Annotated in this window: 16 protein-coding genes and 2 tRNA genes; 11 read left to right on the top strand and 7 right to left on the bottom strand. The window is 72.5% G+C overall.

Annotated features, from left to right (window positions below; all coding sequences use genetic code 11):
- The 3 genes from AB0M83_RS16820 to AB0M83_RS16810 are packed head-to-tail and all read left to right on the top strand — an operon-like array spanning position 1 to position 6,199.
- Complete coding sequence (locus tag AB0M83_RS16820) at positions 1-1,887, top strand: dipeptide/oligopeptide/nickel ABC transporter permease/ATP-binding protein (protein ID WP_364517856.1); 1,887 nt, start codon at positions 1-3, stop codon at positions 1,885-1,887.
- Positions 1,884-2,816 (top strand): ABC transporter ATP-binding protein, encoded by a 933-nt coding sequence (locus AB0M83_RS16815; protein ID WP_364517854.1) that lies wholly within the window; start codon positions 1,884-1,886, stop codon positions 2,814-2,816. The genes AB0M83_RS16820 and AB0M83_RS16815 overlap by 4 nt, the downstream gene beginning before the upstream one ends.
- 26 nt (positions 2,817-2,842) lie before the next feature.
- Complete coding sequence (locus tag AB0M83_RS16810) at positions 2,843-6,199, top strand: serine hydrolase (RefSeq protein ID WP_364517852.1); 3,357 nt, start codon at positions 2,843-2,845, stop codon at positions 6,197-6,199.
- A 577-nt stretch (positions 6,200-6,776) separates the two neighbouring features.
- Here the strand turns inward: AB0M83_RS16810 and AB0M83_RS16805 are convergent.
- Positions 6,777-8,222 (bottom strand): DHA2 family efflux MFS transporter permease subunit, encoded by a 1,446-nt coding sequence (locus AB0M83_RS16805; RefSeq protein WP_364517850.1) that lies wholly within the window; start codon positions 8,220-8,222, stop codon positions 6,777-6,779.
- 194 nt (positions 8,223-8,416) lie between these two features.
- Here AB0M83_RS16805 and AB0M83_RS16800 point away from each other — a divergent pair.
- Together AB0M83_RS16800 and AB0M83_RS16795 are read left to right on the top strand one after the other, a co-directional pair.
- Positions 8,417-8,491 (top strand) — tRNA-Val (locus tag AB0M83_RS16800).
- Positions 8,492-8,529: 38 nt separating this feature from the next.
- Positions 8,530-8,601 (top strand) — tRNA-Val (locus AB0M83_RS16795).
- Between the two features lie 159 nt (positions 8,602-8,760).
- On the opposite strand, the gene AB0M83_RS16790 is transcribed toward AB0M83_RS16795, so the two are convergent.
- Positions 8,761-9,360, bottom strand: coding sequence for a TetR family transcriptional regulator (locus AB0M83_RS16790; RefSeq protein WP_364517848.1), 600 nt, complete (start codon positions 9,358-9,360; stop codon positions 8,761-8,763).
- Positions 9,361-9,437: 77 nt separating this feature from the next.
- On the opposite strand from AB0M83_RS16790, the gene AB0M83_RS16785 reads away from it, so the two are divergent.
- A complete protein-coding gene (locus AB0M83_RS16785) occupies positions 9,438-10,220 on the top strand; it encodes a class I SAM-dependent methyltransferase (RefSeq protein WP_364517846.1) in 783 nt (260 codons plus the stop codon).
- Positions 10,221-10,296: 76 nt separating this feature from the next.
- On the top strand, positions 10,297-10,548 hold the full coding sequence (locus tag AB0M83_RS16780) for a DUF4287 domain-containing protein (protein ID WP_364517844.1): 252 nt from the start codon (positions 10,297-10,299) through the stop codon (positions 10,546-10,548).
- A 146-nt stretch (positions 10,549-10,694) separates the two neighbouring features.
- Here AB0M83_RS16780 and AB0M83_RS16775 read toward each other — a convergent pair whose 3' ends face one another.
- On the bottom strand, positions 10,695-12,140 hold the full coding sequence (locus AB0M83_RS16775) for an MFS transporter (RefSeq protein WP_364517842.1): 1,446 nt from the start codon (positions 12,138-12,140) through the stop codon (positions 10,695-10,697).
- Between the two features lie 100 nt (positions 12,141-12,240).
- On the opposite strand from AB0M83_RS16775, the gene AB0M83_RS16770 reads away from it, so the two are divergent.
- Positions 12,241-13,446 carry a cytochrome P450 gene (locus AB0M83_RS16770; RefSeq protein WP_364517840.1) on the top strand — a complete coding sequence of 402 codons (1,206 nt, stop codon included), beginning with the start codon at positions 12,241-12,243 and terminating at the stop codon, positions 13,444-13,446.
- A 6-nt stretch (positions 13,447-13,452) separates the two neighbouring features.
- Here the strand turns inward: AB0M83_RS16770 and lexA are convergent, their stop codons facing one another.
- Positions 13,453-14,106: a transcriptional repressor LexA gene (gene lexA, locus AB0M83_RS16765; protein ID WP_364517838.1), complete on the bottom strand. Its 654-nt coding sequence runs from the start codon at positions 14,104-14,106 to the stop codon at positions 13,453-13,455.
- Positions 14,107-14,365: 259 nt separating this feature from the next.
- Between lexA and AB0M83_RS16760 the strand changes: the two genes are divergently transcribed.
- The gene (locus tag AB0M83_RS16760) at positions 14,366-14,878 is read left to right on the top strand and encodes a lytic polysaccharide monooxygenase auxiliary activity family 9 protein (RefSeq protein WP_364517836.1); all 513 of its coding nucleotides are present in this window, start codon (positions 14,366-14,368) and stop codon (positions 14,876-14,878) included.
- Between the two features lie 42 nt (positions 14,879-14,920).
- Here the strand turns inward: AB0M83_RS16760 and AB0M83_RS16755 are convergent, their stop codons facing one another.
- The 3 genes from AB0M83_RS16755 to AB0M83_RS16745 form a co-directional block, all read right to left on the bottom strand.
- The gene (locus AB0M83_RS16755) at positions 14,921-15,595 is read right to left on the bottom strand and encodes a response regulator transcription factor (protein ID WP_364517834.1); all 675 of its coding nucleotides are present in this window, start codon (positions 15,593-15,595) and stop codon (positions 14,921-14,923) included.
- On the bottom strand, positions 15,592-16,737 hold the full coding sequence (locus AB0M83_RS16750) for a histidine kinase (RefSeq protein ID WP_364517832.1): 1,146 nt from the start codon (positions 16,735-16,737) through the stop codon (positions 15,592-15,594). Before AB0M83_RS16750 ends, AB0M83_RS16755 begins: the two co-directional genes overlap by 4 nt.
- 198 nt (positions 16,738-16,935) lie before the next feature.
- Positions 16,936-18,477, bottom strand: coding sequence for an alpha/beta fold hydrolase (locus tag AB0M83_RS16745; protein ID WP_364517830.1), 1,542 nt, complete (start codon positions 18,475-18,477; stop codon positions 16,936-16,938).
- Positions 18,478-18,729: 252 nt separating this feature from the next.
- Here AB0M83_RS16745 and AB0M83_RS16740 point away from each other — a divergent pair, with 252 nt between their 5' ends.
- The gene (locus AB0M83_RS16740; protein ID WP_364517828.1) at positions 18,730-21,744 is read left to right on the top strand and encodes a DEAD/DEAH box helicase; all 3,015 of its coding nucleotides are present in this window, start codon (positions 18,730-18,732) and stop codon (positions 21,742-21,744) included.
- On the top strand, positions 21,737-22,468 hold the full coding sequence (locus AB0M83_RS16735) for a hypothetical protein (RefSeq protein ID WP_364517826.1): 732 nt from the start codon (positions 21,737-21,739) through the stop codon (positions 22,466-22,468). Before AB0M83_RS16740 ends, AB0M83_RS16735 begins: the two co-directional genes overlap by 8 nt.
- Positions 22,469-22,487 lie beyond the last annotated feature (19 nt).

The raw sequence follows: 22,487 nt of genomic DNA, 5'->3' as shown, positions 1-22,487 counted from the left end.
ATGGCGCGACGACGGGGCTCGGCGTGGGTGGCGGCCGTGCGCACCCCGGTGGGCGCGTGCTCGGCCGTGCTGCTGGCCGTCGTGGTCCTGCTGGCGGTCCTCGCCCCGCTCGTGTGGGGTGACGGCGCCGCGGCGATCGACACCGACGCCATCGGCCAGGGCCCTTCGGGCGCGCACCCGTTCGGCACCGACTCCCTCGGCCGCGACCTCCTGCTCCGCACCCTGGTCGCGACCCGGCTGTCGATCGGGCTCGCGGTCCTCGCGACCGCGATCGGCGTCGGCACCGGGGTCGTGCTCGGCACGCTGCCCTCGGTCCTGCCGCGGTGGGCGGGCCGGCTGGTCATCGCGGCCGTCGACATCGCGGTCGCGTTCCCCGGCCTGCTGCTGGCGCTGTTCTTCGCGGTGATCTTCGGCGTCGGCACGCAGGGCGCGGTGCTGGCGATCGCGTTCGCGATGGCGCCGGCGTTCGCCCGGCTCGTGCAGACGCTGTCCGCGTCGGTGAGCGGACGCGACTTCGTCGCCGCGGCCCGGGTGTCCGGCGTCGGGCGGAGCCGGCTGCTGGCCCGGCACGTCCTGCCCAACATCGGGGAACCCCTCGTCGTGAACGCGACCATCGGGGCCGGTTCGGCGTTGCTGGCCTTCGCGGGCCTGTCGTTCCTCGGGATCGGCGTGCAGGCACCGGACTTCGACTGGGGCCGGCTGCTGCGCGAAGGACTGGACGGCATCTACGTCAACCCGGTGGCCGCGCTCGCGCCCTGCGGGGCCGTGGTGCTGGCCGGGCTCGCGTTCAACCTGGTGGGGGAGACGGTGGCCGGCGTGGTCGGGGTCCGGACGCGCGCGTCGCGGCGGGCGGCGGGCCCGCTGCCGGCCCCGCGGCCCGCGGCCGCCGGCGAGGTCCCGGACGACGCCGTGCTGGTCGTCGAGAACCTCCAGGTGGCGTTCCCGGGCCCGGCCGGGTGGACGGTGCCGGTCCGCGGAGTGAGCTTCAGCGTCCGCGCGGGGGAAGCGGTCGGCGTCGTCGGCGAGTCGGGCTCCGGCAAGAGCCTGACCGCGCTGGCGGTGTCCCGCCTGATCGAAGCGCCCGGCGTGGTCACCGCGGACCGGCTGGAGTTCGACGGCAAGCCCGTGGACAAGGCCTCGGACCGCGAGCTCGGCACGTCGCTCGCCATGGTGTTCCAGGACCCGATGACGTCGTTCAACCCGGCTCGCCGGGTCGGGCGGCAGCTCGCCGAGGTGTCCGAACAGCACCACGGCCTGTCGCGGCGAGCGGCGTTCGCCCGGGCGATCGACCGGCTGGCCGCGGTGCGCGTCCCGGCCGCGGCCCGGCGGGGCCGCCAGTACCCGCACGAGTTCTCCGGTGGCATGCGGCAGCGCGCGATGATCGGCATGGGCCTGATGGGTCAGCCGAAGCTCGTCATCGCCGACGAGCCGACGACCGCGCTCGACGTCACCGTGCAGCGCCAGGTGCTGCGCCTGCTCGCCCGCACCCGCGAAGCCGAAGGCGCGGCGATCCTGCTCATCAGCCACGACATCGCCGTCGTTTCCCAGACGTGCGAACGGATGCTGGTGATGTACGCCGGGCGCGTGGTCGAGGACCTGCCGACCGGAAGCCCGCCGCAGCACCCGTACACGCGGGCGCTGCTGGCCACGACCGTCGACCTCGACACCGACCGCGGCGCGCCCCTGGAAGTGATCCCCGGCCGCCCGCCGGAGCCGGACCAGGTGCCGGCCGGTTGTGCCTTCGCCGCCCGGTGCCCGCTGGCGACCGACCGCTGCCGGGACGAGGACCCGGTGCCGGCACCGGCCGCCGGCACGCACCGGGTCGCGTGCTGGCACCCGCAGGTCAGTGTCCTTTCCGGACAGTCACGCGAGGAAGGTGCCGCATGAGTGCCCTCGAGTTCGACGCCGTGAGCGTCCGCTACGGCAAGCTGACCGCGGTCGACGGCGTCAGCCTGACCGTCCCGTCCGGACAGGTCGTCGGCCTCGTCGGCGAGTCCGGCTCGGGCAAGTCGACGCTCGCCCGGGCGGCCGTCGGGCTCGCTCCGGTCAGCGGGGGCCGGGTGCGGCTCGGCGGCGTCGACGTCCGGAAGCTGCCCCGGCGCCGCCCCCTGCAGATGGTCTTCCAGGACCCGTACTCATCGCTGGACCCGCGGATGGCGATCGGCGAGTCGATCACCGAAGCCATGCCCCGGGACACGTCCCGCGGAGCCCGGCGGGACGAGGTCGCGAGGCTGCTCGACCTGGTCCAGCTCGACCCGGAACGGGCCACGATGCTGCCCGGGCAGCTCTCCGGCGGGCAGCGCCAGCGCGTCGCCCTCGCCCGGGCGCTGGCCGGGCGGCCCCAGGTCCTGATCGCCGACGAGATCACCTCGGCGCTCGACGTCTCGGTGCAGGGCGCGGTGCTCAACCTGGTCCGGGACGTGCAGCGGCGGCTGGCGCTGTCGATGCTGTTCATCTCCCACAACCTCGCGGTGGTGCGGTACGTCAGCGACGTCGTCGCGGTGATGTACCTCGGCCGGATCGTCGAGGCCGGGCCCGCCGAGCAGGTGCTCACCGACCCGCGGCACCCGTACACCCGGGACCTGCTGGCCGCCGCGCCGTCGGCGCACCGCGGCCTGCTCGACGACGTGGGCGGCGACCCGCTCGCCGACACCGAACCCGCCGACCCGCACCACCCGCCGCCCGGGTGCCGCTACCACCCGCGGTGCCCGATCGGCCCGCTCGTGCACACCGACCGCACGCTCTGCGTCAGCGCCGACCCGGCCGACGACGCCGCCCACCGGCCGCACCACGCGGCCTGCCACTTCGCCGCGTGAGCCCGTCATCCCACAAGGAGATCCGCATGACCCGCCGTATCGGCATCGACGACCTGTACGCCCTGGAGTTCCCCGAGCAGCCGGCGATTTCCCCGGACGGCACGCGGATCGTCTACGCGCTGCGCACCGCCGACCGCGAGAAGGACGAGGACACCCGGTCGCTCTGGCAGGTCGCCACCGACGGCGGTGAGGCGCGCCGGCTGACCCGCGGCACCGCCGACGCGGCCCCGGTGTGGTCGCCGGACGGGACGCGGATCGCGTTCCTGCGCGCGCAGGACGGTCCGGCGCAGCTGTGGCTGCTGCCCGCCGACGGCGGCGAGCCCGAGCAGGTCACCACGCTGCCGCTGGGCGCGGGCACCCCGGTGTGGCGCCCGGACGGCGCCGAGATCGCCTTCAGCGCCCCGATCGACCTCGCCGCCGAGGAAGGCGAAGACGACGGCGCGCAGGGCCGCCGCGCGAGCGCCCCGGTGGTCGCCGACCGGCTGGACTTCAAGGCCGACGGCGCCGGGCTGCTGCGGACCCTGCGCAAGCACGTCCACGTCCTCGACGTCGCCACGGGCGAGGTCCGCCGGGTGACGTCGGGGGACTGGCACGCGGGCGACCCCGCCTGGTCGCCCGACGGCTCGAAGCTGGCGTTCCCGGGTGCCCTGGACGCCGACCCCGACCTGACTTTCCGTTCGGGCGTCTACGTTCTCGAGCCCGGTGACCGGACCTCGGAGCCGCGCCTGGCCGGCTCGGCCGATGGCATGAGCGGGACCGTCACCTGGACCGCGGACGGTGCGGCCCTGCTCGTCATCGGCCGCCGCGACACCGCGCCGGGCCACGCCGGGCTGCTGCGCGTTCCCCTGGACGGCGGCGAGACCGTCGATCTCGCCGCGTCCCTCGACCGCAACGTGATGGCGGGCGGCCCGGGCTACCCCGGCGCGGTCCCGCGGCTCTTCGGCGACGGCTCGGCGGTGCTGTTCTGCGTCCGCGACCGCGGCTGCACGCACCTGTACGCCGTCGACGTCGCGGGTGGCGAGCCGCGGCGCGTCCTCGGCGAGGCCGGAACCGCCGTGGACGGGCTGAGCGTCGCCGGGACCACCGCGGCGGTCGTGCTGAGCACGCCGGCGTCGTTCGGCGAGATCGCGACGGTCGACGTCGCCGGGGGAGCGGCGCGGGTGCACACCGCCCACGGCCCCGGCGACGTCGAGCTGTTCACGCGCGAGGAGCGGGAGTTCACCGTCTCCGACGGCACCGTCGTGCACGGCTGGCTGCTGCGCGACCCCGCCCGCACCGGCCCGCTCCCGCTGCTGCTGGACATCCACGGCGGCCCGCACAACGCGTGGAACGGGACCGCCGACGCCGTGCACCTCTACCACCAGCGGCTCGCCGCGCGCGGGTGGGCGGTCCTGCTGCTCAACCCGCGCGCCAGCGACGGCTACGGCGAAGCGTTCTACACCGCCGCGGTCGGCGCCTGGGGCGTGGCCGACGCCAAGGACTTCCTCGAGCCGCTGGACCAGCTCGTCGCGGAAGGGACGGCGGACGCGGGACGGCTGGCGGTGACCGGCTACAGCTACGGCGGCTTCATGACCTGCTACCTCACCAGCCGCGACGACCGGTTCGCCGCCGCGGTCGCGGGCGGGGTCGTCAGCGACGTGGTCAGCATGGCCGGCACGTCCGACAGCGGCCACTACCTCGGCGTCGCCGAGCTCGGGGCCGTCCCGGCGGAGAACCGCGCGCACTACGCGGCGCTTTCCCCGCTGGCGCAGGTGGAAAAGGTGCGCACGCCGACGCTGGTCGTGCACGGCGCCGCCGACGACCGGTGCCCCGCCGGGCAGGCCGAACAGTGGTTCACCGGCCTGCGCGAGCAGGGCGTGCCCACCCGGCTGGTGCTCTACCCGGGCGCGTCGCACCTGTTCATCCTCGAGGGCCGCCCGTCGCACCGCGCCGACTTCAACCGCCGCGTCGCCGACTGGGTCGAGCAGCACGCGGGCGAGCCGGGCCAGCCGGTCCGGGTGCCGATCGACGCCGCGCACTGGCGCCGCCGCCTCGCCGAGCTCGCGCGCAAGCACCGCGTTCCCGGTGCGGCGCTCGGCATCCTCCGCCTCGACGGCGACGAGGTCGTCCAGGTCAGCCACGGCGTGCTGAACAAGGCGACCGGGGTCGAGGTCACCGACGACTCGGTGTTCCAGATCGGCTCGATCACCAAGGTGTGGACGGCGACCGTCGCGATGCAGCTGGTCGACGAAGGGCTGCTGACGCTCGACGCGCCGATCGCCGACGTCCTGCCCGAGCTGCGGCTCGCCGACCCCGACGTCACGAAGAAGGTGACGCTGCGGCACCTGCTGACGCACACCAGCGGCATCGACGGCGACGTCTTCACCGACACCGGCCGCGGCGACGACTGCCTCGAGAAGTACGTCGCGATCCTCGACCAGGCCGCGCAGACGCACCCGCTCGGCGCGACGCTGTCCTACTGCAACTCGGGGTTCGTCCTCGTCGGCCGGGTGATCGAGAAGCTGACCGGCAAGACCTGGGACGCGGCTCTGCGCGAGCGCCTGTTCACGCCGCTCGGTCTCAAGCGGACGAGCACCCTGCCGGAGGAAGCGCTCCTGCAGCGCGCGGCGATGGGCCACGTCGCGGCCGGGGACGCCGAGCCGGAGCCGGCGCCGGTGTGGGGATTGCAGCGCTCGGCGGGCCCGGCCGGGCTCATCACGGCGTCGACCGACGACGTCCTCGCGTTCGCCCGCCTGCACCTGACCGGCGGCCTCGGCCCGGACGGCTCGCGCGTGCTCTCGGCCGAATCCGCGCAGGCGATGACCGAAGAGCAGTTCGAGATGCCGGACAAGGACACCCTCGGCGATTCGTGGGGCCTCGGCTGGATCCGCTTCGGCTGGGACGGCCACCGCGTCTACGGCCACGACGGCAACACGATCGGGCAGGCGGCCTTCCTGCGGATCCTGCCCGGGCACGGGCTGGCGATCACGCTGCTCACCAACGGCGGCAGCACCCACGACCTCTACGAGGAGCTCTACCGCGAGCTCTTCGCCGAGCTGGCGGGCGTGGCGATGCCGCGGCCGCTGGAACCGGCCGTGCCGGCTCCCGACGTCGACGCCTCGGAGTTCCTCGGCGTCTACGAGCGGGAGTCGGTCCGCACCGAAGTCCTCACCCGCGAGGGGAAGCTGTGGATCCGGCAGACCGTCACCGGCCCGCTCGCCGAGCTGGTACCGGAGCCGACGACCGAGGACGAGCTGGTGCCGGTCGGCCCGGCGCACTTCGCGTACAGCCCGGCGGGCATGCGCGGCTGGGTGTCGGTGACGTTCTACACGCTGCCGACGGGGGAGCGGTACCTGCACTCGGGCGTGCGGGCGACGCCGAAGGTCAAGGAGCTCAAGGGCTGATCACGACGCGCGTCGGCGCCGTCGATGCCGGGGACGAACGGAAGTTCACCCGTTCCGGTGTAGAGCGAGCCGTCGGCTGCTCGGGATCCTGCGCGACCGCACTCGGGCTGGACCGGTCGTCGGTGAGCGGGCTGGTCGACCGGGCGGTCCGCCGCGGCCTGGTCGCACGCGAGGCCGGCCGCGACGACGGCCGCTCGGTGTGCGCGTCTGGGCCGGATGCCGGGATGAGCCCGGTCACGTCGGGGAACACCGGCGGGCGCGGGACGTTGTAACGGGTGTCGGTACGGAGGAGTCCCCGGGCCTCACCCACTGCCTTCACGGATCACCAGTTCGGCTGGAGCCGTGTCGAGCCACTCGCCGCGAGGCGACCCCCGTACCGGCCCCGAACTCCCGCTTTCGCTCGCAGGTCTCCCCCCAGCCTTCGCTGAGCGGAAGCGGGACTTTCTCCGTCCGAAGTGGACCGACGCATGACTCATGCGGATGCAGTGAATGACTCATTCCTGGCGTCCGGCGCAAGGAATGAGTCATTCACTGCAGTCCGGCAGTGGGTTCGCGACGTCCGGACCGCGGCCCGCCGTCAGTGCGCCGGAGTCGCCTTGGCGCCGGACTTCGAGCGGATCAGCCAGGTCCCCGCGAAGGAAACCAGCCCGATCACGCCGGCCACCACGAACGCGGCCCGCAGCCCGGCAGCGTCCGGCCCCGCCGCCGCGCCGTCCGCGCTCCACAGCGTCGCCACGCTCACGAACACCGCCGTCCCCAGCGCGCCCGCCACCTGCTGCAGCGTCGCCAGGATCGCGCTCCCGTGCGAGTACAGGTGATCCGGCAGCGAACCCAGCGACTCGGTGAACAGCGGCGTCATCATCAGCCCGAGCCCGGTCATCAGCAGCACGTGGATCCCGATCACCGCGATCAGCGGCGAACCCGCCCCCAGCGTCGTGAACAGCCACAGCGACACCGCCATCGCCGCCGCGCCCGGGATCACCAGCGGGCGCGCGCCGACCTTGTCGAACAGTGACCCCACCGGACGGCCCAGCAGACCCAGCACCAAGCCACCGGGCAGCACCGCCAGACCGCTCACGAACGTGCTCGTGTGCAGCACCGTCTGCAGGTACAGCGGCAGCAGGATCGCCGCCGCGCCGATCAGGCACACGAACAGCAGCGCCATCAGCACCACCGCCACCACGAAACTCCGGTGCGTGAACGGCCGCAGGTCCAGCAACGCCCGGTCACGACGCTGCAGCCGCAGCTGCCGCCACGTGAACACCACCAGCGCGACCACGCCGACCACGATCGGCACCCACATCGGCACCAGCGGCTCCGCGCCGGCCTGCTCACCGGACGACGACAGCCCGTACAGCACCCCGCCGAACCCGATCGCCGACAGCAGCACCGACGGCACGTCCAGCGGCACCCGCCGCGTCTCGCTCGTCAGCCTCAGCTGCAGCGCGCCGGTCACCAGCGCCGCGACCGACAGCGGCAGCACGATCCAGAACATCCACCGCCAGCCCAGCGACGACAGCACCGCGCCGCCGATCGTCGGCCCGATCGCGGGCGCCACCGCGATGACGATCGTGATCGTCCCCATCGTCGCGCCACGCCGCTCCGGCGGCACCAGCCGCATCACCGTCGTCATCAGCAACGGCAGCATCACCGCCGTACCGCACGCCTGCACCACCCGCCCGGCCATCAGCACCCCGAACCCGGGCGCGACCGCGCACAACAGCGTGCCGAGGCTGAACGCCGACAGCGAGAACAGGAAGACCGTCCGCGGCGAGAACCGCTCGAGCAAGAACCCGGTCGTCGGGATGACCACGGCCATCGTCAGCAGGAACCCGCTGGTCAGCCACTGCACGGTCGTCGTCGGCACCCGCAGGTCGACGGTCAGGTCGCGCAGCGCGACACTCAGGATCGTCTCGTTGAGGATCATCACGAACGCCGACAGCACCAAGACCCCGATGAGGAGCCCCGGGCGCACCGGAGCGCGGTCGACGTCGGCGGGCGGGGTGGACACGGTGTCGGTCATCGAGGTGAGAGCTCTCCTGGTCGGCGCACGGACCCGGCGACAGCCGGGACGTCAAGCGTGCTGTCTTCCTGCAGTCTGCCCGTTTCGGCACCTTCGTGTCACGGCGGTTTCCGCCGTGCCCCCGGTCACACCCGACCCCCTGCTGACGCTCCGGAACCATCCGATATGCTTCAGCAAGTACGGAGTTCCGCAGCGCGCGATTAGCTCAGCGGGAGAGCGCTTCCCTGACACGGAAGAGGTCACTGGTTCAATCCCAGTATCGCGCACCACGAGCCCACCCCCGGGACCTCGTGGAAGTTCGTACGACGGGCGATTAGCTCAGGGGGAGAGCGCTTCGTTCACACCGAAGAGGTCACTGGTTCGATCCCAGTATCGCCCACGAGATTCGCGGTTGAGCCCTGCTTGCGGAAACGCAAGCAGGGCTCTTCTCGTGGTGTCTTGTGGGGGTCGAACCCCCACACCCCCGCCGGGGGCACGCCCCCGGACCCCCAGTTTGGTTGCGTCCTGTTTGTGGCCAGGCTTCGTCCACTTCTGACTCTTACAACAGCCTGCGCTGGACTGCGTCCGCTGTGATCGTGTGCACCATCTGGGTCAGCTCGGCCGTGTTCGGGAGCGTGTGGCGGGGGCGGCCCGCGAAGATCAGGTGGCTTGCTCCGATCAGGGATACAGCCAGGGAATCCGTGTTTGCGTCTGCCGCTATGCGGCCTTGGGCGCGCTCTGCTGTCAGGTAGGCCGCGAGCATCTCCCTTGCCTCCGCTAGGAAGGGGAGGCCGCCGTGGGGGTCGCGTAGGCGGGTTCGGAGTTCGTCGCGGAAGAACAGCAAGCTGGTCAGGGCCACCGATACCGGGTCGAACAGCTCGGTCAGTGCGTCGATGATGTTGTCGGCCACACTGCGCGTTCCCGCTGATGCCTCCAGGATCGCCGATTGGTCCGTCAGGCGGGCGATGCGGTCCTTGATCAGCTCCGCCAGGAACTCGTCGAAATCGGTGAAGTGGCGGTGCAACACGCCCTTCGCCACGTCGGCTTCCGCTGTTACCGCTCGGCTGGTCAGGGCGTTGGGGCCTTCGCGCAGGAGGACTCGCTCGGCTGCTTGGAACAGCTGCTGGCGTACGTCGCGTAGGTGGACCCCGGTTGGCATGGCTTCATTCTCCGTTACGCCCGGCGCGAACGCTCTCGCGGTTGTTCTAGTGGGCGGATGCCCACTATGGTGGGCGCATGCCCACTTTGCCTCATGAAGCTCGTTCCTTCGCTGAATCCTTCGGGGTCGATGCCGAACGCTACGACCGCGCTCGGCCGCAGTATCCCGCTGAACTCGTCGATCGTGTTGTCGCGGCGAGTTCTGGTCGTGACTTCCTCGACGTCGGGTGTGGTACCGGGATCGAGGCCCGGCAGTTCCGGGGCGCCGGGTGCTCTGTGCTCGGGGTCGATCCTGATCCGCGGATGGCCGCCTTCGCTCGCGGTACCGGCGTTGACGTCGAAGTCGCGACGTTCGAGGACTGGGACAGTGCGGGGCGGACCTTCGACGCCGTCGTTGCCGGGCAGGCCTGGCATTGGGTCGATCCCGTTGCCGGTGCGGCCAAGGCGGCCGATGTCCTGCGTTCCGATGGCCTGCTTGCCGTGTTCGCGCACGTGTTCCAGCCGCCGGGGCCGGTGGCGGACGCCCTTGCCGCAGGCATTCGCCGGGTGCTGCCGGACTCGCCGTTCGCGGGGGAGTCGAGAAGTCCTGCCGAGCTGTACGACGTCATGTTCGCCAAGTTCGCCGACGGGATCCGGGAATCGGGCCGCTTCGGTGAACCCGAACGGTGGTCGTTCGCCTGGGAACGGACGTACACCCGGGACGAGTGGCTGGATTTCCTGCCCACGACCGGCGGTCTGACCCGGCTCGCGCCGGACGCGCTGGCCGACGTGCTCGCCGGCGTCGGCGCGGCCATCGACGCGCTCGGTGGTGGCTTCACGCTCGCGTACACGACGCTGGCGGTGGTCGCGAAGAAGGCTTGACAAGAAAAGTTGTCGGTGAGATCTTGGTGGCAAGCCGCACCGACCGAAGAACCTTCGGCCCGACCCGGGAGTCACCATGTCTTTCCAGGCCTACCTCGACAACGCCGAGAAGCAGACCGGCATCACCCCGCGTGTCTTCCTCGCCCTCGCGGCCGAGAAGAACCTCACGAAGCACGGCGAGCTCGTCGCGTGGCTGAAGACCGAGCACGGCCTCGGCCACGGCCACGCGACGGCCATCGCGCGGCTCGTCACCAAGGGGCCCGAGTTCGTCGCCGCGCAGCACACGGATGGCGTCCTGCACCTCGACGGCGTGGCCGCCCGGGCCTGACCCGGGCGGCCGGCCGCCGACGGTGCGCTGCACCACGGCGCCAATGAGGTCGTGGCCACCGGGTCATCCCAGCGTTATTCGTCATGTCTGGCTCCTCCGGGTCGGCGCCGCATCAGAGGCTCGGGACGCCGTTCGCGGGCCGCCGGTCAGCGACTCGCCGCGGCGGGTTCCGGGCTCGCCGGAGCCGGAACCGAGTGCCTCGGCAAGAAGGCGGCGACGGCCAGCGCGATGAGCGCCGCGGCCGATCCCATTCCCAGTACGAGCCGGAAACCGTTCTGTGAAGGCAGTTCCACCGGTCCGAACCGGACGGTCAGCCGCGCGAGGACCAGGCCCGCGGTCGCACTCGACACCGATGTCCCGATCGAACGCATCAGCGTGTTGAGGCTGTTCGCGGCCGCCGTCTCCGATACCGGCACGGCGCCCATCACGAGCGACGGCATCGCGCCGTACGCGAGCCCGATGCCGGCGCCGATGACGCTCGACACCAGCACCAGGTGCCAGGTCGCGCTCATCAGGACGATGCCGAGCGCGTACCCGGCGGCGACGACGACCGCGCCCAGCATCAGCGTCGTCTTCGGGCCGCGCGTGGCTGTGATGCGCGCGGACACCGGCGCCAGCGCCATCATGACCAGCCCCGACGGCGCCATCACGAGGCCCACCACGAGCATCGACCGGCCCAGGCCGTACCCGGTGGCGGCCGGGAGCTGCAGCAGCTGCGGCAGCACCAGCGACATCGCGAACATCGCGAAACCGAAGACCGCCGACGCGATGTTCGTCAGCAGCACCTGGCGCCGCGCGCTCGTCCTCAGGTCGACCAGTGGCCGCGGGGCGCGCAGCTCCCACCGGCCCCACAACAGCAGAACGAGCACCGCCGCGGCGAACAGGCCGAGCGTCGCCGCGCTGCCCCAGCCCCAGTCGGCACCCTTCGAGATCGCCAGCAGCAGGCACACGAGGGCGATCGAGAGCCCGGCCGCGCCGAGGACGTCGAACCGGCCGCCGGTGCGCACCGGCGACTCCGGCACGAGCGCGACGACCAGCGCGGTGACCACCAGGCCGAGGCCGGCCGCGGTCCAGAACAGCCCGTGCCAGTCGGCGTTTTCGGCCAGCAGCGCCGCCGCGGGCAGGCCCAGCGCGCCGCCGACACCGAGGGACGCGCTCATCAACGCCGTCGCCGAGCCGAGCCGTTCGGCGGGCAGTTCGTCGCGCATGATGCTGATCCCGAGCGGGATGACGCCGGCGGCCAGGCCCTGCAGTGTCCGGCCCGCGACCATCGGCACGAGCGTGTCGGAGAGCGCGCCGATCGCCGAGCCCACCACGAGTGCGCCGAGGCTGACCAGCAGCATCCGCCGCTTGCCGTACATGTCGCCGAGGCGGCCCATGGTCGGCGTCGCCACGGCGCCCGCGAGCAGGGTGGCGGTGATCGCCCAGGTGGCGTCGGCGGCGGAGGCGTGCAGCAGCCCGGGCAGCGCCGGGATCAGCGGGATGACCAGCGTCTGCATCAGCGAGACGGTGATGCCCGCGAGGGCGAGGACCGCGACGACGAGGTTCGCGCGGGGCGACGCCTCTGCGGCGGGCTGGGCTGGGTCGAGCACGGGGGCGGTCCTCCGGATGTCCGAATTAAATCAGTCGCTTGACTTAGCGTAGCAGTCTTCGGTTGACTGATCACGAACCGACGGCCACCGCGGAGGAACGATGACGAGCACCGCCGAGATCCCCGGGTTCCCGATGACGCGCGCCGCGGGGTGTCCGTTCGACCCGCCGCCCGCCGCCCGGGCGCTGCAGGATGAGGCTCCGCTCGCGCGCGTACGGCTGTGGGACGGCAGCACGCCGTGGCTGGTCACCCGCTACGCCGAACAGCGGGCGCTGCTCGCCGATCCCCGCGTCAGCGCCGACATCACCCGGTCCGGCTACCCAAGCCCGGCACCGCTGCCGAAGGGCGGCACCGGCATCAGCTTCATCCTGATGGACAACCCGGAGCACGCGCGGCTGCGGAAGATGGTGACCGCGCCCTTCACGATCCGGCGCGTCGCCGCGATGCGCCCGGCGGTGCAGAAGATCGTCGACGACCTCCTCGACGAGCTGCTGGCCGGCCCGAAGCCGGTCGACCTCGTCGAGGCGTTCGCGCTGCCGGTGCCGTCCCTGGTGATCTGCGAGCTGCTCGGCGTCCCGTACGCCGACCACGGCTTCTTCCAGGAGAACAGCAAGCTCATCATCCGGCGCGACGCCCAGCCCGAGGAGCGGGCGGCGGGGCACCAGGCGCTCGTCGGGTACCTCGACCGGCTGATGGGGGAGAAGCTCGCGGCGCCCGCCGGCGACCTGCTCTCCGGGCTCGCCCGCCGCGTGGACGCCGGGGAGCTGTCGCGTACGGAGGCGGCGCAGATGGGCGTGCTGCTGCTCATCGCCGGCCACGAGACGACGGCGAACATGATCGCCCTCGGCACCCTGGCCCTGCTGGAGCACCCGGGCCAGCTGGCGCTGCTACGGGAGTCCGACGACCCGGCCCTGGTGGCGTCGGCGGTCGAAGAGTTGTTGCGGTACCTGAACATCACGCACAACGGCCGCCGCCGCCTCGCGCTGGAGGACATCGAGATCGCCGGCGAGACCATCCGCGCGGGCGAGGGCCTGATCATGGCCAACGACCTCGCCAACCGCGACCCGGCGGTGTTCCCCGGCGGCGACCGGCTCGACCTCACCCGCGACGCGCACCGGCACGTCGCCTTCGGCTTCGGCGTCCACCAGTGCCTCGGCCAGCCGCTGGCCCGGCTCGAGCTGCAGATCGTCTACGGCACGCTGTACCGGCGGATCCCGACGCTGGCGCTGGCCACCGACGTCGGGCGGATCCCGTTCAAGCACGACGGGTCCGTGTACGGCGTGTACGAGCTGCCGGTCACCTGGTGAAGCGGGTCAGACGCTCCGCAGCACCGAGACGACCACGCCCAGGATCGCCGCCCGGTCGCCGTCGATGACGTCGTAGGCCGGGTTGCGGGGCTCGAGGAACACGTGGCCGTTGCGGCGGCGGTACACCTTGACCGTCGCCTCCTCGTCGATCATCGCCGCGACGATCTGGCCCGAGTGCGCCTCGCTCTGCTGCTTGACCACGACGATGTCGCCGTCGCAGATCGCGGCGTCGATCATCGAGTCGCCGCGCACGCGCAGGCCGAAGACGGTGCCGCGCCCGGTGAGGTCGCGCGGCAGCTTCAGGACGTCGTCGACGTGTTCCACGGCCGAGATCGGCGTACCGGCGGCGATGTCGCCGACGACCGGCACCGGGACGGAGTCGCTGTCTTCGCGCACCTCGCCGCCCTGCAGGAACGCACGCACGTCCATCGGCCGCGACACGCCCGCGCCGCGGCGCAGGAAACCCTTGTCCTCCAGGCTCGCCAGGTGCTTCGACACCGACGACGTCGACTGCAGGCCGACCGCCTCGCCGATCTCGCGGGTGCTGGGGGAGTACCCGTGGCGGACCACCCAGTCCCGGATGGCCACCAGGATCTTCTGCTGCCGCTCCGGCAGGGCCGCGGCGTCGAGGTGCTCGAACGTGTCGTCGTAGGTGGTCACCGGCGGAATCCTAGAGGCAGGCGCCGTGCGCGGCGCGCCCTGGTCGCCCCGGCGGGTCCCGCTGACCGGAACACCGGGTGAAGGTTGGCGTCTTACCAACATGAACTTCGACTTTGCCATCTGTTGACCTCGTGTCCGATTCGCCGTATGGTCTAGACCACAATTTTCCTTCGCTCGAACCCCTTCCCGGCGCGGTGGGCACCCCCCTGCCGCGAGTTCGTCGTATCCGGGAAGCGAGCCTGTCCCCGAAGGAGCTGGTATGAACCGCAAACTGGTCGCGGCCGCGGCGGGTGCTCTCCTGGCCCCCGTCCTGGTGGTGGTGAGTCCCGCCGGGATCGCGAGCGCGCACGGCTACGTCAACTCCCCGGCCAGCCGCCAGGCGCAGTGCGCACAGGGCACGGTGTCCTGCGGCAACATCAAGTACGAGCCCCAGAGCGTGGAAGGCCCGAAAGGCCTGAAGTCCTGCAACGGCGGCAATTCCCAGTTCGCCGAGCTGAACGACAACAGCAAGGGCTGGAAGGCCTCGCCGGTCGGCCGCACGGCGACGTTCACGTGGACCTTCACCGCCCGCCACCGCACGGCGAACTACGAGTACTGGATCGGCAACGACAAGGTCGCCGACATCAGCGGCAACAACCAGCAGCCGCCGCAAACCGTGTCGCACCAGGTGAACCTGGGCAACCACACGGGCCGCCAGACGGTGCTGGCGGTGTGGAACATCGCTGACACGACGAACGCGTTCTACAGCTGCATCGATCTGCAGGTGAGCTGAGCCCACCGTCCACCCGGGAGCGCGCGGGTCCCGGGTGGACGGTCAGCCCGCGGCGCTGACGAGCCCCGTCCGGTAGGCCAGTACCACGGCCTGGACCCGGTCCCGCAGGTCGAGCTTGGTGAGGATCCGCGAGACGTACGTCTTCACCGTCTCCACGCTCAGCACCATCTCGGCCGCGATCTCGGCGTTCGACAGGCCGCCGGCGATCAGTTCCAGCACCTCCAGCTCCCGCGGGGCCAGCCGGTCCAGCGGCCCGCCGGTGGGAGCCGCCGGCTGGATGCGGTCGGCGTAGCGGCCGATCAGCGTCCGGGTCACCGCCGGGGAAAGCAGCGACTCGCCGCGCGCGACCGTGCGCACGCCTTCCGCGAGCTCGTTCAGGGGCGCGTCCTTGAGCAGGAACCCGCTCGCCCCGGCCCGCAGCGCGTCGTAGACGTACTGGCCGACGTTGAACGTCGTCACGATCAGCACCTTCGCCGGCATCGCCGCGCCGGGGCCGGCCACGCGGCGGGTCACCTCGATCCCGTCCAGGTACGGCATCTGGATGTCCATCACGACGACGTCCGGGCGCAGCCGCCCGACCTCGGCGAGGGCTTCGCGGCCGTTCGCGGCCTGCCCCGCCACCTCGAGGTCCGGCTGGGCGCCGAGCACGGCCACGTACCCCGCGCGGATGAGCTCCTGGTCCTCGCAGATCAGCACCCGGATCGGGCCGTCGGTCATCGGTCGCTCCGCACGGGGGCCCCGGCCGTCGGGAACGCGGCGCTGACGCGGAACCCGTCCGCCGACGGTCCGGCGGTGAACCGGCCGCCGAGCGCGTCGACGCGGTCGCGCAGCCCGGTCAGCCCCCGCCCGCCGGAGCCGAGAACGCCGGCGTCGGTCGCCGGGCCCCGGGTGATCACGTCGATCTCGAGGAGGTCCGCGCCGTAGCCGACGCGCACCGTCGCCGGCCGGCCGGCGGCGTACTTGGCCGCGTTGGTCAGCGCTTCCTGCACGATCCGGTACGCGGTGAGCTCGGTTTCCGCCGGCAGTGCCCGGCGTTCGCCCGACTCGACCAGCTCGGCCTCCCGGCCCGGCTGCTCGACGAGGCCGCGCAGCGCGCCCAGGCCCGGGGTGCGCACGCCGGTCGCTTCGAGGACGCCGAGCAGGAACCGCAGTTCGGTGAGAGCGTCGCGGCCCGAGCCGGTGATGGCGGCGAGCACTTCGGGAAAGTGGCCGGGCGGCAGGTACTGGGCGGCGTCGGCCTGGACCACCATGGCCGTCACGTGGTGGGTGACGACGTCGTGCAGCTCCCGGGCGAGGCGCGCCCGTTCGTCCGCCGCCGCGGCCGCGGCGGTGAGCCGCCGCCGTTCGGCCTCCTGCCGCCGCCGTTGCCGCACCAGGGCACCCAGCGACCAGAACAGGATGAGCACCGCGTAGTAGACGACGTAGGTCGGCAATTCCGTCGGGGAGCCGCGCAACGTGACCAGGACCGCGAAGACGACGTACCCGGCCGACACCGCGGCAGGCAGCGCCCGGCGGAACCGCTCCTCGCGTGCTCCGGCCGAATAGAGCGCGAAGTACAGCGCGAGACTGCCGATCGTGGGCGGGTACGCGAGCACTTCGTGCGCCGCGAAACAGGTCGCGACGATCGCGAGGGTCAGCGCGGGCCACCGGCTGCGCACCGCGAGCGGGAGCGTCTGCCCGAGCACCAGCACGACCGCGAGGACACCGCCGTCGTGCCTCGGCAGGTCGCCGAACTGGGCCCCGATCATGTCGAGTCCCGGCACGAACGCGGCGGCCGTGACGGCCGCGGCCAGCGCCCGGTCCCGGACGTCCGGGGACACGTCCGCCCATCGGTTCCGGAGACGTCCCAGCGTCGGCATGGGCGGGAGCCTAGCGAGGCCGGCCGCGCCCCGGTCGGCCCGGCGGGAGAAGCGGAAGACACGGCGGGGCTCGACCGTCCACCAGGGCAGGAATCCTGGTCCGGCCGGGCATTCCGGTGCCGAATCCGCTGCGCGCGTCGCGTCCTCCGACACGAGCGGGCGGCCGTCCCCGGGGGAAGGCCGCCCGCTCGCGGGTGATCAGCGCTGCGCGACGTCGGTGCAGTCGAGGTCCTTGTCCGGCAGCCGGCCGGTGTCGAGGAAGGCGACGGTGGCGTCGTCGGCACAGGCCGAGCCTTCGTGGTAGACGTAGTGCCCGCCGTTGTCCACGCCTACGAAGGCGGCGCGGTCGCCCAGGGTGCGGCGCAGGCCGACGCCGGAGTCCCACGGCGTGGCGTGGTCGCGGCGGTTCTGCAGGATCAGCGTGTTGCGCGCGCCTTGCCCGGTCACGGCCACCGGCCTCTCGATCGGTTGCGGCCAGAACGCGCACGGCCAGATGTTCGCCGGCATGCCCGCGGTGAGGGGCCAGGCCTTCCGGTCGGCGGCGGTGCGCGCGGCGTAGCTGCCGACGTCGTGGGACCACTCGGCGTCACCGCAGGTGAGGGCCAGGAACATGGTCACCTGGTTGTCCGCGGGAACGCCCGGGGTGGCCGGGGTGTCGGCGAACACCTGCGTGAGCACCTTGCCGTCGGCCTCGGTGAGGTGGCCGTCGGCCAGGTCCGCGGCGGCCTTCCAGACCTGGGCGAGCACCGGCACGGTGTCGTTGTGGATCAGCAGTGCGTAGGTGACACTGCGCAGCAGCGCCCCGTTCACCGACTGCGGCGTGCCCGGGACCGGCGCCGGCTGCCGGTCGAGCCGGTCGGCGAGCGCGAGGTAGGTCCGGGTGACTTCGGCGGGGGTGGCGCCGAGCCCGAGAGCGCCGTTCTGCGCGGCGGCGACGGCGGCGGCGTCGGGGAACCGCTCGGCCATGCCCTTGCCCCAGCTCTCCGCTTCACCGGCCCAGACGTGGGCGGGATCGACGTTGCCTTCCAGGATCACGCGGTCGGCGCGGTCCGGGTAGAGCGCGTTGTAGACGCTCCCGAGGTAGGTGCCGTACGACTGGCCCCAGTACGAGATCTTGGCTTCGCCGAGGGCTTCGCGGACGCGGTCGAGGTCGCGAGCGGTGTTGGCGGTGGTGAAGTAGCGCAGGTTCTCCCCGGCCTTGGCGGCACACTTCGCGGCCGTGGCGCGCGCGGCCTGGACGTTCGCCTCGATCGAGCCGTCGGCGGCGGGGTAGGGGAAGAGCGTGGCGACGCTGGCGTTCTCGAGGCCGCAGCTCTGCGGGGTGCTGGTCCCGACGCCGCGCGGGTCGAAGCCGATCAGGTCGTAGCCGTCCAGCACGGACTTCGGCAGCGTCGGCGCCATCGCGCCGGGCGTGTCGAGCCCCGGCAGCGCCGGACCACCGGGGTTCAGCAGCAGGACGCCGTGGCGCTTCGCGGGGTCGGCGGCGCCCAGCCGGGAGATCTGGACGTCGATCGTCGTGTCGTCCGGACGACCGTAGTCGAGGGGGACCTTCACCTTCGCGCAGGTGAGCCGCGGATCCCGGGTAGCGCCGGGCGCCGCCGCCGGGCACGGTCCCCACGCGAGCGCCGCGGCGGCCGGGGCGTCTTCGTCGTCCGCGCTGTCGCAGGCGGTCACGCCGAGAACGGTCAGTGTGGTGACCGCCAAGGCGGCGGCGAACCGTAACCCGCGTGTCTTCCTCATGGTGCAGCCCTCCGATTTCGGCGGCGGCGGGCCTTGGTGGCCCCCGTCCGCTGTGACGGCGCCGAAGTTATCGAGAGCGGGACGGCGAAAACGTCACCCCGGAGCGAGCAGACCGGGTAGCTCGCTCGGGGGACAAGCCGGTGCGTGTCCTCTGTGGACGGATCGCCGCCGTCAGGGGTCTCGGGCGGCGGCCTTCGCCCCGGCCGTGCGACGATCTGGGGGAACCCCGATCGGACGAAGGAGCGACAGACCTTGCCCTTCGTACACGCTCTGTGGTCTCCGGGCCGGGGTCTGCTGCTCTGGGCGGAGCACGACCGGCGCCCGGCCGGCACGTCGAGCCGGTCGGCGCACATCGCCCTTCCGCATCCGTTCGCGGTCTCCAGCGCGCAGCTGACCGCGCTGCATCCCGGCAAACCCACTTCGGCGACGGTGCTGCTGCCGTCGCGGGCGAACCGGCCGCTCGCCTCCTCCGAAGCGGCGAGGGGTAAGCGGAGTGTGCCGTCGTTGCGGCCGTGGTCGGTGCCGGCGCTGATCGTGGACGCGGCCGAGCTGGACGACCTCGACGACTCGGCCACCTACGGCGCTTCGGTCACCCACCTGCGGGCGGTGGCCCGCCTGGCCGCGGATCTGGTGCGGCGTGGGCGGGTGCTGCCGACGCTGGTCCGCCGGGGCGACGCGGCGGAAGCCCGGTGGCGCCCGGTGCTCCAGGGCGTGGACTTCGTCGCGTTCGACGCGCTGGTCGCGGCCATGCCGCCGGTCGGGCGGGCCGAGCAGGTGGCGCCGCTCACCGGGGCCTCGCCGCGCGCGCTCGCCACCGATGCCCTCCACACCCTGGTCGACGCGACGGTCCGGGACCGGCTGGCGCGGGCGGATCCGCCCGTCGACCTGCCCGGGGGCCCGGGCGCGGCCGAGGTGTGGCTGTCCGCTTTGCAGGGCGGCGTTCCCCGCGTCGAACTGCCGCTGGAAGAGCTCGGGGTCCTGGCCGAGGCCGTCGCGAAGTGGGACGCAGTCGCCGATACCGACGTCATCGACGGCCGGGCGTGTTTCCGGCTGGCCGAAGTCGGCACCCTGTGGCAGGCGGCCGTGGACGATCCCGACGACCAGACCGGCGACGGCACCAAGTGGCAGCTGCAGTTCCTCCTGCGGGCGACGGCTGATCCGAGCTTGCTGCTGTCCGCGGGCCAGATCTGGTCGGGCGAGGCGAACGGGCTGGTCCGGGACCCGAAGGGGCTGTTCGTCGCCGAACTGGGCCGGGCCGCGCTGGTGGAACCGATGCTGGCACCGGCGTTGCGCCGGACCCAGCCGGCCGAGTACGACCTGACCGTCGAGGAAGCCGAACAGTTCCTCACCTCGGGCGCGACCCGGCTGACCGAGGCCGGGTTCGAAGTGCAGCTCCCGGCCAGCTGGGACGGCCGGCGCCGGCTCGGGCTCCGGCTGTCGGTCCGCAGTACGCCGTCGGAGCAGGTCGTCACCCGCAGCCGGGTGGGCCGCGACGAGCTGGCCGGCTTCCGCTGGTCGCTCGCGGTGGGCGACGACGAAATCGGTGAGGAAGAGCTGGCCCGGCTCGTCGCGGCGAAGACCCCGCTGGTGCGGCTGCGGGGGAGGTGGGTCAGCGTCGACGCCGACCGGCTCCGCGCCGGTCTCGAGTTCCTGCGCCGCGACCCGCACCGGACGACCCAGGGACCCACCGCGGCCGAGCTCCTCGAACTGGTCCACCTCGAGCGGGAGGCGCCGCTCCCCGTCACCGACGTCCGCGCCGGCGGCTGGGTCGGGGACGTCCTGGCCGGGCGGGTGCACGAGGTGCTGCGGCCGGTCGAGCTGCCGCCGTCGTTCCGCGCCACCCTGCGCCCGTACCAGCAGCGGGGTGTCGCCTGGCTGGCTTTCATGTCGGCGCTCGGGCTCGGGGCGTGCCTGGCCGACGACATGGGCCTCGGCAAAACCGTCCAGACGCTGGCGCTCGAGGCCGTCGAGCGGGCCGGCCACGATCGCGAGCCGACGCTGGTGCTGTGCCCGATGTCGCTGGTCGGCATGTGGCAGCGGGAAGCGGCGAACTTCGCCCCCGGCCTGCGGGTCCTCGCCCACCACGGCAGCGCCCGCGCGCACGGGGACGCGCTCGCCGAGCAGGTCGCCGCGGCCGACCTCGTCGTCACGACCTACGCCACCGCCGCTCGTGACGCCGACGAACTCGAGAAGTTCGCCTGGCGGCGCCTGGTGCTCGACGAAGCGCACGCCATCAAGAACGCCGACACCGCGACGGCCAAGGCGGTGCGGCGGTTCACGGCCGGGCACCGGCTCGCGCTGACCGGCACCCCGGTGGAAAACCGGCTGGCGGACCTGTGGTCGGTGCTGGACCTGCTCAACCCCGGGCTGCTCGGCAGCAGGTTCGAGTTCCGCCAACGGTTCGCGGCCCCGATCGAGCGCCGGGGCGACACCGCCACGGCCGCCGCGCTGCGCCGGCTCACGCAGCCGTACCTGCTGCGCCGGGTGAAGACGGACCCGGCGATCGTCCCCGAGCTGCCGGAGAAGATCGAGATCACGCAGGAATACCGGCTCACCCGGGAACAGGGCACGCTGTACCGCGCGATCGTCGACGAGATGATGAAGAAGATCGAGAACAGCCAGGGCATCAAGCGCCGTGGGAACATCCTCGCCGCGATCACGAAGCTCAAGCAGGTCTGCAACCACCCCGCGCACCTGCTGCACGACGGCTCCCCGATCGGGCAGCGCTCCGGCAAGGTCATCCGGCTCGAAGAGATCCTCGCGGAAATCCTGGCGTCGGGCGATCGGGTGCTGTGCTTCACGCAGTACACCGAATTCGGCCACATGCTCGTGCCGCACCTGTCGGATCGGCTGGGCGCCGAGGTCGCGTTCTTGCACGGTGGCCTGGCAAAGGGAGCGCGAGACGCGATCGTGGAACGCTTCCAGGCCGCCGACGGGCCGCGGATCCTCTTGCTGTCGCTCAAGGCGGGCGGCTCCGGGCTCACGCTGACCGCCGCCAGCCAGGTCCTGCACCTGGACCGCTGGTGGAACCCGGCCGTGGAGAACCAGGCGACCGACCGGGCGTTCCGGATCGGGCAGGGGCGGACCGTCCAGGTCCGGAAGTTCGTCTGCCCGGGCACGATCGAGGAACGCATCGACACGCTGATCACCAGGAAACGCGCACTCGCGGGAATGGTCGTCGGCGAAGGCGAAAGCTGGCTGACCGAGCTGTCCACGGACGCGCTGCGCGGGGTGCTGGCCCTGGGGGAGGAGGCGATCGATGACTGAGCCGCTCGGGTGGTGGCCGACCCGGTTCATCCGGGCGTTGACGGCGATCGGCGTCCTCCTGCCCGCTCACGGCCAGGGGCACGTGGTGTCCTTGGCGGTCGGAGCCGGGCGCGTCGACGCCGAGGTGCGGGACGGTGGTTCGCACCAGGTGCGGATCGGGTTGACGGCGTTCGGGAAGACGGATTGGGCGACGATCACGCAGGCGCTCGCCGCGAAAGCGTCGTCCACGGTCCAGCTGCTCCGCGGCGAGTTGCCCCGCGACGTCGAACAGATCTTCAAAGCGGTCCGGCTGCCGTTGTTCCCGTCGTCGGCGCGGGAGGTGTCCCTGGACTGCACCTGCCCGGCCGCCGAGGTGCCGTGCGGCCACCTGAACGCGGTGTTCTCCGCGCTCGTGGCGCGGGTCGCCGACGATCCGTTCACCGTTCTCGCGCTGCGCGGCCGTGACCGTGAAGCGTTGCTGGAGGAGCTGAAGAACCGGCTGATCTCCGCCGAGCCGCTCGACCCCGACGACCGGTCCCCGGCCCTGACCGAAGTCATGGAAACGTTCTTCGACTCCGGTCAGGCCCCGGGCTTGGGCGGCACGGCGCCGCTACCCGGACCGCGAACGCGGTTCGACGCGGTTTTGGACCAGGCCCCGCCGTTCCCGATCACGGCGGGCGGCGAAGACGTCACCGAGCTGCTCCGGCCGGTGTACCGGGCGATCACCGGAGAGCACGGCACTTAGGTTCGGCGGTGGGGCTTCC

Origin of the sequence: Amycolatopsis sp. NPDC051106, assembly GCF_040682775.1 — a bacterium.
Taxonomy (GTDB): Bacteria; Actinomycetota; Actinomycetes; order Mycobacteriales; family Pseudonocardiaceae; genus Amycolatopsis.
The sequence above is the reverse complement of the archived record's forward strand: the minus strand, read 5'-3'. Positions and strand labels throughout refer to the sequence as shown.

Bases quoted from the DNA above. Each gene is read 5' to 3' on its own strand.
- AB0M83_RS16820 (WP_364517856.1), top strand. From the start codon at position 1: ATGGCGCGACGACGGGGCTCGGCGTGGGTGGCGGCCGTGCGCACCCCG.
- AB0M83_RS16815 (WP_364517854.1), top strand. From the start codon at position 1,884: ATGAGTGCCCTCGAGTTCGACGCCGTGAGCGTCCGCTACGGCAAGCTG.
- AB0M83_RS16810 (WP_364517852.1), top strand. From the start codon at position 2,843: ATGACCCGCCGTATCGGCATCGACGACCTGTACGCCCTGGAGTTCCCC.
- AB0M83_RS16805 (WP_364517850.1), bottom strand. From the start codon at position 8,222: ATGACCGACACCGTGTCCACCCCGCCCGCCGACGTCGACCGCGCTCCG.
- AB0M83_RS16790 (WP_364517848.1), bottom strand. From the start codon at position 9,360: ATGCCAACCGGGGTCCACCTACGCGACGTACGCCAGCAGCTGTTCCAA.
- AB0M83_RS16785 (WP_364517846.1), top strand. From the start codon at position 9,438: ATGCCCACTTTGCCTCATGAAGCTCGTTCCTTCGCTGAATCCTTCGGG.
- AB0M83_RS16780 (WP_364517844.1), top strand. From the start codon at position 10,297: ATGTCTTTCCAGGCCTACCTCGACAACGCCGAGAAGCAGACCGGCATC.
- AB0M83_RS16770 (WP_364517840.1), top strand. From the start codon at position 12,241: ATGACGAGCACCGCCGAGATCCCCGGGTTCCCGATGACGCGCGCCGCG.
- AB0M83_RS16760 (WP_364517836.1), top strand. From the start codon at position 14,366: ATGAACCGCAAACTGGTCGCGGCCGCGGCGGGTGCTCTCCTGGCCCCC.
- AB0M83_RS16755 (WP_364517834.1), bottom strand. From the start codon at position 15,595: ATGACCGACGGCCCGATCCGGGTGCTGATCTGCGAGGACCAGGAGCTC.
- AB0M83_RS16750 (WP_364517832.1), bottom strand. From the start codon at position 16,737: ATGCCGACGCTGGGACGTCTCCGGAACCGATGGGCGGACGTGTCCCCG.
- AB0M83_RS16745 (WP_364517830.1), bottom strand. From the start codon at position 18,477: ATGAGGAAGACACGCGGGTTACGGTTCGCCGCCGCCTTGGCGGTCACC.
- AB0M83_RS16735 (WP_364517826.1), top strand. From the start codon at position 21,737: ATGACTGAGCCGCTCGGGTGGTGGCCGACCCGGTTCATCCGGGCGTTG.